Here is a 13,960-nt window from a genome sequence, read left to right as displayed (position 1 = left end):
AAATGAAATTTATATATAAAGGAATCGGGCTTATATCAATCTTATTTATAGTTTCTTCATGTTCTTTCTCCAAGAAACAGATTATGAATAAGGCGGAAGCCAATGATTCATGTAAAATAGAAGTAGTGGTTCTCGATCCCGGACATTTCCATGCCAGCCTACTTCAAAAAGAGACATTGACAGATGTCAGTGACACCATCCGGATATATGCCCCCGAAGGAATAGCCGTCAACCAATATCTGGAAAGCATTGATTCTTATAATCAGCGGGCGGAATCTCCTACGACATGGAAAAAACAAGTATATACCGGAGATGATTATCTCCAGAAAATGCTTGCCGATCATAAAGGTAATATAGCAGTATTGGCCGGAAACAATCAGAAAAAGACGCGCTATATCATGGAGTCTATCAAAGCCGGATATCATGTCCTTGCCGATAAGCCACTGGCTATCAATCCACAGGATTTCAAGTTATTGACAGAAGCCTATCAACTCGCCAAAGAAAAGAATCTTCTTTTATACGATCTGATGACGGAACGTTATGATATCCTCAATATCATAGAAAAAGAGCTTTTGCATCAGACGGAATTATTCGGAGATTTACAAAAAGGTTCACCGGACAATCCATCTGTCATAATGGAAAGCGTGCATCATTTTTTCAAGACAGTTTCTGGCAAGCCATTAATTCGCCCGGCATGGTATTACGATGTAGAGCAACAAGGAGAAGGCATTGCAGATGTTACAACACATCTGATCGACCTCATCAACTGGCAATGTTTTCCTGATGAAACGATTCATTATCAATCGGATGTCACCGTGAATGCCGCCAAACACTGGCCAACTCCAATTACATTAGCAGAGTTCAGTCAATCGACACAAATCGATTCTTTTCCCGCTTATCTTAACCGATACATAAAAAACGATGTATTGGAGGTGATGGCAAACGGAAGTCTCAACTATACCGTTAAAGGGATTTGTATAGGAATGAAAGTCACATGGAATTATACTCCACCCACTAACGGAGGAGATACATTTACTTCCATAAAGAAAGGAAGTAAAGCCACTTTAAAAATCGTTCAGGATGAAAAAAATGGATTTGTAAAAGAGCTATATATACAGAAAGAACCGGACATTGACAATCGGACATTTGAAGCTCAATTGCAAAAAACAGTGGAACAGCTTCAAATAACTTATCCGTTCTTATCTGTCAAAAACAAAAAGAATGGAACTTATCTGATTGACATACCACAGGAAAAACGATTAGGACACGAAGAACATTTCAGCAAAGTGGCAAAGGCTTTCCTGCATTATGTACACAATCAGGATATGCCGGAATGGGAAAATGAAAATACACTAGCTAAATATTACATTACTACTACTGCTGTAGAAATGGCAAAGAAAGGAAACAAATAAACAAAACAATAGGTGTTAGAAACAAGATGCAAATATTATGAAAATGAAGCCATGTTTCATGGCTTCATTCCTCATATCATGGGGACCCGATTCGATATCCTGCTCATTCATTCCGATATCGACCGATTGAATACACTTTGGGCAGATATCGCCTATGAGCTGGAGCGATTGGATAAAATATTAAATCGTTTTGATCCTCATAGTGAAGTTTCCAAGATTAATAATCATGCTTCTCAAAGCAAGATTCAAATCAGTAAAGAGATGAAATCAATCTTACAGCTTTGCTCATACTATTATGAGACCACTTCACACTTATTCGACATTACATTAAAAGATTTCTCCCAAATACAACTTCATGAACATTCATATATCTCCTTTACATCTCCTGATATTTCACTTGATTTTGGAGGTTTTGCCAAAGGATATGCTTTGAAGAAAATAAGAAAATTCATTGAACAGGAGAATATTAGTGATGCATTTGCTAATTTTGGAAACAGTTCGATCCTGGGTATAGGACATCATCCTTATGGAGATTGTTGGAAAGTCAGTTTTCTGAACCCGTACAATCAGTCTCTTCTAAAAGAATTCGATCTGCAGGATACAGCATTATCCACTTCCGGCAATACGTTACAATATACCGGACACATTATGAATCCGCTTACAGGCATATTTAATAAACAACGAAAAGCAAGTTCTATCCTGTCCCCCGACCCGTTGGAAGCCGAAATTCTTAGTACGGTCTGGATGATTGCCAATGAACAGGAACAAAAAAAGATTTCAGAAAAGTTCAATAATATACAAGCAACCCTATACAATTTATGATATGAAAGAACATAAAGAAAAAGGAGTAGACTTAGGACTCAGACAATTCATCAAAAGCCTGGGATATGTTGCCGGAGGAACCGCATTATTGGCGACCACTCCTTGGCTGACTTCCTGTACTCCGGAGAAACTACAAGAGATCAAGCATGAGAAAGCACGAATCGCTTTGATTGGTACCGGGTCCAGAGGACAATACCACATCCATAACCTCAAAGAAATACCTCATGCACAAATTGTTGCCGTATGTGATAATTATGCCCCCAATCTTCAACAAGCATTGGAACTTTGTCCGGATGCAAAGCCATATACGGATTACCGCAAACTACTGGAATCGAAGGACATCGATGGAGTCATCATATCCACACCACTAAACTGGCATGCACCTATTGTATTGGACGCATTAGCTGCCGGCAAACATGTCTTTTGCGAGAAAGCAATGGCACGTACCCTTGACGAGTGCAAGGCTATCTATGACACTTACAACCAGTCAGACAAAGTCCTCTACTTTTGTATGCAGCGAATGTATGACGAGAAGTACATCAAGGGAATGCAGATGATCCATTCCGGTCTCATCGGAGATGTAGTAGGTCTTCGCTGTCACTGGTTCCGTAATGCAGACTGGCGTCGTCCGGTTCCTTCACCAGAGCTGGAACGCAAAATTAATTGGAGATTATACAAAGAGAGCTCCGGAGGATTAATGACGGAATTAGCATGCCATCAGTTGGAAGTTTGTAACTGGGCAGCCCAAAAAATGCCGGAATCCATTATGGGAATGGGTGACATTGTATACTGGAAAGACGGACGAGAAGTTTATGATAGCGTCAATGTCACTTACAGATACTCGGATGGAGTTAAGATCGCATACGAATCATTGATTTCCAACAAGTTCAACGGAATGGAAGACCAGATTCTGGGAAGTAAAGGAACCATGGAAATGGCAAAAGGTATTTATTATCTGGAAGAAGATCATTCAACTTCGGGTATCCGGCAACTGATTGACCAGGTAAAAGACAAGGTCTTTGCCACCATCCCGACAGCAGGTCCTAGTTGGAGACCAGAAACAAAAATGGAGTACACACCACACTTTATCATTGATGGAGATATCCACGTAAACAGTGGATTGAGTATGATCGGAGCAGACAAAGACGGTTCGGACATTATCCTGTCTTCTTTCTGCCAGTCATGTATCACCGGAGAGAAAGCACAGAATATAGTTGAAGAAGCATATTGTTCAACGGTTCTTTGTTTACTTGGAAATCAGGCCATGGAAGAACAACGCCACATATTCTTTCCTGACGAATATAAAATACCTTATATGAAATTCTAAACCATGAAAGATATTATCATCACATCCCAAAAGCTGAAACGAGAAAGAAATATCTATCTTCTAAGTTTCATACTTGCGTTTATCGTCAATGTTATTGCAATCATTGTCTATTCCCGACCATGGATCGAAGTAATTTCTCAAATCGGATATGTGATTGTCATCAGCATTTTCATTTATTTCATCCTATGGATTCCCCGGGGAATTCTTAGCGTCCTGATCCGTCTTTTCCGAAGAAAAAAATAAGAAATTTACGTTTTTTGAGGGAGAATTGGCGGAAATACTCATTCACATATCCTAATAACAACCTAATTTTGGAGAAAAATAGATACTATGACAACAAGAAGAGATTTCATCAAAAAAACAGTAGCAGGTACAGCTGCACTTTCTTTAGGAAGCATACTTCCAGGGTTTGGTTCCAGCCGATATCAAGATATTCTGGGAGCTAATGAGAAAATACGTATCGGAGTTATTGGCGTAAATTCCAGAGGCAGTGCTCTCGCGCAAGGATTTGCCAAACAACCCGATTGTGAAGTAACTTACATTTGCGATGTAGACTCAAGAGCACTTGAAAAATGCCAGGCTGTGATTCACAAACTGACCGGACGGACTCCTAAAGGAGAAAAAGACATACGCAAAATGTTAGAATCCAATGAGTTTGAGGCAGTAGTAATCGCCACTCCGGACCATTGGCATGCCAAAGCAGCCATTATGGCTATGCAAGCCGGCAAACACGTTTATCTGGAAAAACCAACTAGCCACAATCCGGCAGAAAATGAAATGTTGGTTAGAGCCACTTTAAAATACAATCGAATCGTTCAGGTTGGCAATCAACGCAGATCATTCCCGAATGTAATCAAAGCGATGGAGGAAATCAAGTCCGGCACCATCGGAAAAGTGAGATATGCCAAATCATGGTATGTCAACAACCGTCCTTCTATCGGAACAGGTAAAGTCATTCCCGTACCGGATTATCTGGACTGGGATTTGTGGCAAGGCCCTGCCCCTCGTGTACCCGATTTCAAGGATAACTTCATTCATTACAACTGGCACTGGTTCTGGAACTGGGGAACTGGAGAAGCTTTAAATAACGGTACTCACTTTGTCGACATGCTTCGCTGGGGACTAGGTGTGGATTATCCAACCAAAGTAGATTCAATCGGAGGACGTTATCGTTTTCAGGATGATTGGCAGACGCCGGATACACAGCTTATCACTTTCCAGTTTGGCGACGAAGCATCTTTCTCCTGGGAGGGACGTAGTTGCAATACGATGCCGGTAGACGGATATGGAGTCGGTACTGCATTCTATGGAGATACGGGCACTCTTTTTATTGGTGGTGGTAACGAATATAAGATAGCAGATATCAAAGGCAAAACGATCAAGGAGGTAAAGAGTGATTTGAAGTTTGAAACCGGAAATCTCCTGAATCCTTCAGAAAAGCTGGACTCTTTCCACTTCCGGAACTGGTTTGATGCTATCCGCAAAGGTACTAAGTTAAACTCCGGAATTGTAGATGCCTGTATCAGTACCCAGCTAGTACAATTGGGTAATATCGCTCAGCGCGTCGGTCATTCATTACAAATCGATCCGGGAAGCGGCCGTATTCTCAACGATTTGGAGGCTAATAAGCTCTGGGGAAGAGAGTATGAAAAAGGATGGGAAATACGAGTTTAATTCAGCTTATTCCTCTCACTTTTAATAAGTTATTTAGAGATATGGTGTTCAAATACCATATCTCTTTCTGTTATACAAGTAGCCCCCCTGCAGTCGCTACAGCCTCATTCAAAGGAACCACCCCACAAAAAGAGCAAAGAAACTCCCCAACTGTTCTTTAAAAGTGCGAAGAGCCAATTCTATATGCTTCTCAACGGTACGAATAGAAATACCGAGTTTATCAGCAATCTCTTGGTTAGTCAGGGATTTGAAACGGCTAAGACAAAACACACTCCTACGTTTAGGCGGCATCGTATCAATCACACTTTGTACTGCTTCACGCAATTCACGATAGTCTGTAGTTGGCTCATCCGTACTTGAAGATTGCTCCAATGTCATCATGTCTTCCGTTAACACAACATGGGTATTGTATTTGGCCCGAAGATAATTGAAAACCTCCCGTTTGGAAAGTACATAAATATAGTTCTTGATTGACATCGTTTCATCCAAAGCTTCACGATGTATCCAGATCTTCATAAATACATTCTGGATAATATCTTCTGCTGCCCCTGCATCCTTCAGCATACCTCTGGCAAAAGCAAAAAAGGTGGGATAATAACGATGAAAAAGGGTCTCATAGCTCCCCATATCCCCTTCTCTCAACTGCCGTAACAACAGTTGTTCTTCAGTAACAGAAGATAAATCAGTTTTATTCATCGTTTATTCCGAAAAAGATTTCTAGGCAACAAAGCTATAAATAATATAGAAGATATACCAAACCCTATTTAAAATCACATCATATTGTAATATGTAAGGGAGGAGTAAACAGGAAATAGTATGCTTCTGATGACAAAACTATGAAATTAATATGAAAAATTCAAGTCTTATTGAAAATAGTGATGATTAAAAAAAAAAGTTCAAATCCGATTACGTACCCCCTCCAAGTGATGTGTTCTTCATTATAGAAACGAGTTATAAATAGCGCGCTATTAACCATTGAATCAAATTATTTAAAAAACATGAGAAATTTTCTACTTTTATTCTTGCTACTCATGCCTGTGATTGGCAGTTGCACCGATGACTATGATGACTCGGCTGCCTGGAAGGACATTGATGGAATCTACAAAGATCTCAATCAACTGAAAGAGAAGCTAAACAGTTTGCAACTACAAGCGAATGCGTTGAGCCAAATTGTGAAAGGAGGAGCAATCACCTCTGTCACAGAAGCTGCTAATGGCGGTTATGTCATTTCTTATAAAGGAAGTGACAATGTAGAGCATAGCTTCACCATCGCTACCACCGATCAAATGGTTTCCAGTCCGATTATCGGAATACAAGAAGAAGCCGGAACTTATTACTGGACTACTACCACCAAAGGACAAACAACTTTCCTGTTGGATACCAACAAACAAAAAATCCCAGTATCGGGTAGCGCTCCTCAAATACGAGTGGATGAGAATGGATATTGGGTTATCAATGGCCAGCAGATTCTCGACAGTAACCAAAAGCCGATTAAGGCCGAAGGTAAAACGGCTTCACTGATTACTAAAGTGGAAATGAACGATAACGGAACTGCCTCAATAACACTAGGCAACGGAGAAATTCTATCGGTCAGTACCTTTACGCTATTTAATGTAGAATTTAAAAATGCAGGTCAACCTGCCATTTCTCCTATTATTATAGAGGAAGGAACGAAAAGCCTTACCTTAAATTATAATATTATCGGGAAAAAGGCAGCACAAACACTGGTGCTCATCACACGTAGCGACGATGGAGTAGAAGTCAAGTTGAATAGCAGCAATAAAACACTGGCTATTACCTTTACCGATGATTTTGAAGAGGGAGTAACCATGATTATGCTCTATGATACTGAAGATAATGTATTAATCAAGCCGGTACGCTTTACTCTACCAATCGTCGAAAACGGAGGCATTGCTACTGCAACAGACTTTAAAGCATTTATAGATGCGGTCACGAATGGAGGTAGTTTACGTAAATTCAAAGACACAGAAGGAAACGTAATCCTACTGAATGATATCGATATGAAAGATATTACACTGACGAGCGGTGTAGGAAGTAAAGTTACAAGTAATACTACCAGTGCTAATACAAAAGTAGTTTATACAATCGGCGAGCAAACCTTCAACGGGGTATTTGACGGTAAAGGACATTCAATTAGCAACCTAACTTGTACGTATAATCTTGAAGACGGCAATATCGCCCACGGATTATTTAATTCACTCGGCAGTTCGGGAATTATCAGAAATTTAGTGGTTTCCGGTAATGCCACCATTACAGGTAAAGCTCCGCAAGGGGCAGCTATTGGCGGATTGATAGGCTATTGTGAAGGAAGCATACTGGCATGCACCAATAAAATAAACTTATCCTTTGAAGGAACAAACGCCGCTAATATCGGTGTTCGAATGGGAGGTTTGGCTGGTGTACTGTATGGAAATAAAATAGGCGACACAACACAAACAAATGGCTGTATAAATGAAGGCAACCTGACTTGCGGCAATATTGTCAACACGGGCTCCGGGGCCTATTCCGCTTTCAACCAAGGAGGAATTGCGGGATATATAGAAATTGATGAAGCCTATATCGGATATGCAATCAACAAAGGAAATATCAGTGCACCTTCCGGACGTGGCGGAGGAATCGTAGGAACTTTACAGGAAGGAACGATTGAAAACAGCACTAACGAAGGACTTATTCAGGATGACGTGAACGATGTATTTGCCTCAAACTCCAAACGATATAATGTGAAACGTATCGGAGGACTTGCAGGGGGAATCAACACAGATAAATACCTCAAGAATTGTATTAACAACGGAAACGTCTACTCTCAAAATGGAAGTCGTGCAGGCGGATTCGTCGGACACAACGCCGGATTTGTTCAATCATGTACAAACAACGGAATCATTCTGTCGGATGCAACCGCAGACGGAGCCAACAAACATGGAGCCGGATGGGCTTGTGGCTATAGCGGTACAAAAACTGGCACAGACTATATCACAGACTGCCACATCGGAGGCAAAATCGGAGATTACAGTGTTTACAAGAACAATCCGGAAGATGCTCCGGTTGCCACTTACAGCAATGCCGTCCGCCACGGAGCTTTCTCCAAAGAAGCTAATAACTTCTCTAATCAGGATGAAGCATACTATGACTGGCAGGTGACCGAAGACCGCGAATTGGCATCGGGTATCGTATACAAACACTATTCTTTCACCAATTTCAATCAGAATATCTATGCTATCGAGATTGATATGAACAATCCGAAAGTGACGTTCGAAACAGTCATGGCAGATGAGATCTGCCCGAATCCTAATGGTAACAACAACTCTAATAATGGTAAAATTCTTCGCGAAACATTGTCAGAGACTTGTGTCAGACGAAGAGGAGAAGGAAGAAATATCGTCGTAGGTATCAATACCGGCTTTTTCAATTCTCACGACGGTTTCCCCAGAGGAATGCATATTGAAGAAGGAGAACCTGTATTCGTCAATAATCCGTATGTGCGTTCCACTTTGACCAATCATGTCTGGGGATTCACCTTCTTTGATAACCGTTCCATCAGTTTCGAAAAGAGAGACTTTACTGGTAAATTGAAAGTCGGAACCAAAGAATATGAATATTATTCAGTCAATGACACCATTGTCCGCTTGAATGGCAAGCCATCATACGATGCAAATTTATATACTTTCAGATATGTGAAAGAGCCTCATCCGGGGTTGACCAACCCAATAGGAACCAAAGCTTTGTTTATCATAGGCAAAAATAACCAACCATTGAAGGTTAATTCCGGTGATTTTGAAGCTACAATTACCCAAATCATTGACGGGCGAAGCACTACTGTAGAAGCTCCATACGTAATAGATAAAAATGAATGGGTGTTGCAAGTGACAGGTGACAAAGCCAATGAACTGGCTCAAAGTCTGAAAACAGGAGATAAAGTACAAATTAGTGCCGAACTTAAAATAGGTAGTTCTACCGATCCGATTAAAGTACATAATTCCAGCATGTATCGCTACGTATACAATGGTATATACTCCGCTCCTCCCAAGAAAGAAGATGCAGAGACAATCAACCCGACTACTAATCTTGGAATGACACAAGATAAATCGAAGGTAATTATATTCTGTGTAGACGGAAGAACAGATAACGACAGAGGACTTGATTTTTATGAAGCTTATCGTGTCTGCAAAAAGTTGGGGTTATATGATGTAATCCGTTTCGATGGAGGAGGTTCTACGGTAATGTGGACTTATGAAAATGGTATCGGAAATGTAATCAATCATGTGTCGGATGCGAATGGTGAAAGAAGCTGCATGAACTATCTGCATGTCAGAGTACTTGAATAATGAATCAAACGAATGTTAATCACTGAATATATGAAAAAGTTTATAAGTATATCATTATTTATATCTGCCTGCTTTCTAGGAAGTTGTAGTTCTTACGACGACGAACGAATTTGGCAGGACCTCAACGAAATAGAAAAAACGATTGGAGATTATGAAGCTCAAACCGAAACATTGACTGCACAAATGGCCTCACTGTCCAAAGTGCTCGGAAGTTCGTTTATCACTTTAATCAGTCAGGATGCTGATGGTAACTACATAATATCTTACAGCGACGGTGGTGGGGAAACCCACACCGTTACCATCGCCACCCAAGGAGATGTTATCAAATTCCCAATCATCACAGCAAAGCAAGATAGTGACGGTAAATTCTACTGGGCACAGACTACTGATAAGGGGAAGACTTACACATTCATCCTTGACGGTGACGGAAAGAAATTCCCGATTGGCGGAACGATGCCTGACGTTAAAATAAACGAGAATGGTTACTGGAGTGTGAACGGTAGTAGTACCGGTGTATTGGCTAATGATTTAAGTAATATGTTATTCAAATCAGCCTATATCGATGATAAAACAGGAGAAGCCGTATTTATTCTGGCAGACGGTCAGGAATTGCGGATGAGTTTGCAGGAAGCACTCAGCATCCGCTTCAACAGTCCGGTATACAACGCAGTAACAGACTATACCACTCCCGTAAGTATCCCATACGAAATATATGGTACACAGTCGGAAAATGCATATGTAGACTTGTTTACTGCCTACAATATGGAAGTCAAAATAGACAAGATCTCTTCCACCCTTATCGCCACCATGAAAGAAGGGGCAACTGAAGGGAATATCCTGTTACTGGCAAGTGCTGGTAATAATACCGTATTGAAACCGATATACTTCACATATGGTACTGCTATTCTGGACGAACCAATATATCAAGGTCATGTAGGACCTATCCAACTTAAAGGTACACAAATGAATATTGAGATGCAAATATCTGCGAACATATCCTATCAAGTCAATACAGAAAATGAGTGGATCACCTACAACGGGACCCGCGCACTGGTTACAACCACACACGCTTTCACCATTCTGGCCAATGAAACAGGCGACGAACGTACCGGAAAAATAACATTCTCCAACTCGCTGTATAATATTTCTTCAAGCATTGATGTGATACAGGAAGCAAAAGAAGTGGAAGCTAAGGGAGGAATCAGTACGGCCACTGATTTGGTTAACTTTGCGAAAGCCGTTAATAATGGAACAAATACTTCCCGTTGGCAGAATGATGCCGGAGAAGTAGTTTTGCTGAATGACATTGATATGTCATCCGTGACCAGCTGGACACCGATAGGCGACATAGATGCTTCCAACTATACAACTGCCGAACCTTACGTTTCCGTACATCCGTTTACCGGAACCTTCAACGGACAAGGTTACGCCATCAAGAATCTGAATTGCAGTGCAGATATAACGAACGGAGGGCTGGCATACGGCCTGTTCGGTTCAATAGAAAACGCAACGGTCAAGAATTTGGCTTTAGGAGATGCTGGTACCACTACTATTTGGATCATGAGCGGAACAGCACCTAAATATACTGTTATCGCTCCTCTTGTTTGCTTCGCCAAAAATTCAGTAATAGAGGGCTGTACTAACTATTATAATATCGACTTCACAGCCGATAATAAATCTGGAGAATTTAACGCACTTTCCGGTCTGGTAGGTGCTATTATAAATACGACGATCGGAGGAGAATCCAAAGCACAAGGTTGTGCCAACAGAGGATTTGTCCGCACAGGACACATCAGTAATACAGGCAATGGAGGTACGGGCATGCAGACTGCCGGAATCTGCGCCTTCATGGCTAAAGCAGAAGGTGGCAAACTGAATTACTGTACTAACTATGGTGATATTAGTTGTCCGAGTGGAAGAACAGGCGGAATTGTAGCAACACTGATGTATGGCAACATTTACAACTGCGACAATAGAGGAACCATCGAAGATGATAAGGTAGGACAATTCGAAGGTAAAGAAGCGAGCATAACCTACAATTACAAACGTATGGGTGGAATTGTGGGAGGTACGGATGACCTGAAAACGAAACCAGAATGTACAGTAGAGTCCTGCACAAATTATGGAAATGTCATGACTCACCTAAGTGTCCGCACCGGAGGTATCATCGGTCACTCCAACATACAGGTTATCGGCTGTGTAAACAAAGGGGCTGTTCTGGGAGATGTATTTACCGAAGGAAATGGAACCAACAGACATGGTCCGGGGTGGTTATGTGGTTATTCGGGTGCTTCTACTGCAACCTGGACTAATTGCAAAGCTTGTGTATGCGGAGGTTATGTCGGTGATTACAGCAAGTATAAGGACGATCCCACTTCTGCACCGGATGCCACCAACGAGAATGCATTCTGCCATGCAAACCAGAATTTCGATCCCAGTATTAATTTCTAAAAGACACAAGATATGAAAAGAATATATTTTTTCTGTTCGTTGCTTCTTTCCCTCCTGCTAACCAGTTGTGGGGATTATGACGACTCCGCGATTCAGAATAAGCTCAATGATTTCAAAGAGCGAATAACTGCTCTTCAAACAAAAGCGAATAAACTCAACGAAGATATTTCAAAGCTGAGCTATCTGACGGAAGGAAATGTTATCACCTCCGTTACCCGGAACTCGGATGGACAATATGTCATTACCTACAAAGATAGCAATAATGAAGAAAAAGCAGTCGTCGTAGCAACCCAGGAAGATGTAATAGAAGCTCCGATACTAGGTGTACGCCTCAGCGATGATGACCAATTGTATTATTGGACTACAACCATTGACAATGAAACAAACTGGCTCACTGATGATGCCGGGAAAAAAGTCCCAGTCTGCGGCTATACCCCCGAAATGGGGGTAAACGCCGACGGTTACTGGACAGTCAACGGTGAAGTCCTTAAAGATAGCAAAGGCACTCCTATTACAGCTACCACCGACGCGACTGCCATTTTTAAGAATATATCCAAAACTGACGATGGATATCTCAATATCACATTGGGTAACGGAGAAACCCTTACATTGGAAGTATTCAATTCACTGAATCTCAAGTTGAAAGCTGAAGCGGTTACCAAGGTGACTGACCTTGCCAGTCCTCTGAAAATTGAATATGAAGTGACGGGAACATCAGCAGGAGACGCGATAATTACTATTGCTCAGGCAGTAAACGTTAAAGCAACACTCGACAAAGAGACTCATACTCTTACAGTGACATTCGAGAATGATTTTGACGAAGGCCATGTCATCATCACAGCCTACGATCTTCAACATCTTGTGCTTCGCCCTCTTTTATTCAAAAAGAATTAATCCTTAAAATGATATGAATATGAAAAAAAGAATTTTATTCGCCGGACTTCTGCTCTTGCTGACTCTAAGCACTTTTGCAGCCACTCCTGTCACTTCGGGCAAGACAAATGCGCAAAAGATAGTAGAAGCCATCCACAACCCGAAAACAGACTATGTAGTAGTAGTGTCTCACCGGGGAGACTGGAGAGATTACCCGGAAAACTCGATCCCCGCCATTGAATCAATTATCCGAATGGGAGTTGATGTTATGGAACTGGATCTGAAGCTAACAGCCGACAGTGTACTTGTCCTCTGCCACGACGGTACCATTGACCGGACTACTACAGGAAAAGGCAGAGTCAGCGACGTAACTTACGATTATATCAAAAACTGTTTCCTGAAAACTGGACATAACTGCCCTACCAAATACAAGATGCCGACTTTAAAAGAAGCATTGGCTGTTTGCAAAGACCGTATAGTGGTTAATATAGACCAAGGGTATCAATATTATGATTTAGTGATGGCTATTACAGAAGAACTGGGAGTCACAGAACAAATCCTGATTAAAGGCAAAAAACCGGTAGATTTTGTAGATGCACAGGCAAAGAAGTATAAGCACGCTATGATGTACATGCCCATTATTGATATTAACAAACCAAGCGGACAGGAATTATTCCGCCAATATATGGACAAAAAAATCGTCCCTTTGGCTTATGAAGTATGCTGGCAACAAGAAACTCCGGAAGTAAGAAAATGTATGAAGGATATCCTTGCCCAAGGTTCCAAAATCTGGGTAAACACCCTTTGGGCCTCGCTCTGCGGAGGTGAAGAAGCTGGTATATACGATGACTACGCTTTTGAACACGGGGCAGAAGTTTACCAAAAGGTGCTAGATTTCGGTACATCCATCATACAAACGGACCGACCAGAGTTATTAATCAGCTACCTGAAGAAAATCGGACGCCACGATTAGCCTCTCGAAGTTATTACTCTATTTATCAGATAAAGAAACATGAGAAATTTTATATTGCTCCTTCTGACTTCACTATATTAAATAA

10 protein-coding genes are annotated in these 13,960 nt (G+C 41.2%); 9 read left to right on the top strand and 1 reads right to left on the bottom strand.

The genetic code is table 11. The features are described from left to right. Nucleotides 1–2 precede the first annotated feature (2 nt). The 5 genes from HMPREF0106_RS14145 (at nucleotide 3) to HMPREF0106_RS14165 (ending at nucleotide 5,235) form a co-directional block, all read left to right on the top strand. On the top strand, nucleotides 3–1,412 hold the full coding sequence (locus tag HMPREF0106_RS14145; RefSeq protein ID WP_009039770.1) for a putative oxidoreductase C-terminal domain-containing protein: 1,410 nt from the start codon (nucleotides 3–5) through the stop codon (nucleotides 1,410–1,412). A 51-nt stretch (nucleotides 1,413–1,463) separates the two neighbouring features. Beyond that, on the top strand, nucleotides 1,464–2,234 hold the full coding sequence (locus tag HMPREF0106_RS14150; RefSeq protein ID WP_008649447.1) for an FAD:protein FMN transferase: 771 nt from the start codon (nucleotides 1,464–1,466) through the stop codon (nucleotides 2,232–2,234). Between the two features lies 1 nt (nucleotide 2,235). Further along, nucleotides 2,236–3,561: a Gfo/Idh/MocA family protein gene (locus HMPREF0106_RS14155; protein ID WP_004309604.1), complete on the top strand. Its 1,326-nt coding sequence runs from the start codon at nucleotides 2,236–2,238 to the stop codon at nucleotides 3,559–3,561. A gap of 3 nt (nucleotides 3,562–3,564) precedes the next feature. Next, nucleotides 3,565–3,804, top strand: coding sequence for a hypothetical protein (locus tag HMPREF0106_RS28260; protein WP_004309603.1), 240 nt, complete (start codon nucleotides 3,565–3,567; stop codon nucleotides 3,802–3,804). A gap of 87 nt (nucleotides 3,805–3,891) precedes the next feature. Beyond that, nucleotides 3,892–5,235, top strand: coding sequence for a Gfo/Idh/MocA family oxidoreductase (locus HMPREF0106_RS14165; RefSeq protein ID WP_004309602.1), 1,344 nt, complete (start codon nucleotides 3,892–3,894; stop codon nucleotides 5,233–5,235). 108 nt (nucleotides 5,236–5,343) lie between these two features. Here HMPREF0106_RS14165 and HMPREF0106_RS14170 read toward each other — a convergent pair whose 3' ends face one another. Continuing rightward, on the bottom strand, nucleotides 5,344–5,931 hold the full coding sequence (locus HMPREF0106_RS14170; protein WP_004309601.1) for an RNA polymerase sigma-70 factor: 588 nt from the start codon (nucleotides 5,929–5,931) through the stop codon (nucleotides 5,344–5,346). A 302-nt stretch (nucleotides 5,932–6,233) separates the two neighbouring features. On the opposite strand from HMPREF0106_RS14170, the gene HMPREF0106_RS14175 reads away from it, so the two are divergent. The 4 genes from HMPREF0106_RS14175 to HMPREF0106_RS14190 are packed head-to-tail and all read left to right on the top strand — an operon-like array spanning nucleotide 6,234 to nucleotide 13,875. Continuing rightward, nucleotides 6,234–9,578 carry a PL29 family lyase N-terminal domain-containing protein gene (locus HMPREF0106_RS14175; protein ID WP_009039769.1) on the top strand — a complete coding sequence of 1,115 codons (3,345 nt, stop codon included), beginning with the start codon at nucleotides 6,234–6,236 and terminating at the stop codon, nucleotides 9,576–9,578. Between the two features lie 30 nt (nucleotides 9,579–9,608). Beyond that, complete coding sequence (locus tag HMPREF0106_RS14180; protein ID WP_224262914.1) at nucleotides 9,609–12,029, top strand: PL29 family lyase N-terminal domain-containing protein; 2,421 nt, start codon at nucleotides 9,609–9,611, stop codon at nucleotides 12,027–12,029. 12 nt (nucleotides 12,030–12,041) lie between these two features. Then, the gene (locus tag HMPREF0106_RS14185; RefSeq protein ID WP_004309598.1) at nucleotides 12,042–12,923 is read left to right on the top strand and encodes a PL29 family lyase N-terminal domain-containing protein; all 882 of its coding nucleotides are present in this window, start codon (nucleotides 12,042–12,044) and stop codon (nucleotides 12,921–12,923) included. Nucleotides 12,924–12,936: 13 nt separating this feature from the next. Further along, a complete protein-coding gene (locus HMPREF0106_RS14190) occupies nucleotides 12,937–13,875 on the top strand; it encodes a glycerophosphodiester phosphodiesterase family protein (RefSeq protein WP_004309597.1) in 939 nt (312 codons plus the stop codon). Nucleotides 13,876–13,960: the final 85 nt, after the last annotated feature.

Source organism: Bacteroides sp. D22 (assembly GCF_000163675.1).
GTDB classification, from domain to species: Bacteria; Bacteroidota; Bacteroidia; order Bacteroidales; family Bacteroidaceae; genus Bacteroides; species Bacteroides xylanisolvens.
The sequence above is the reverse complement of the archived record's forward strand: the minus strand, read 5'-3'. Positions and strand labels throughout refer to the sequence as shown.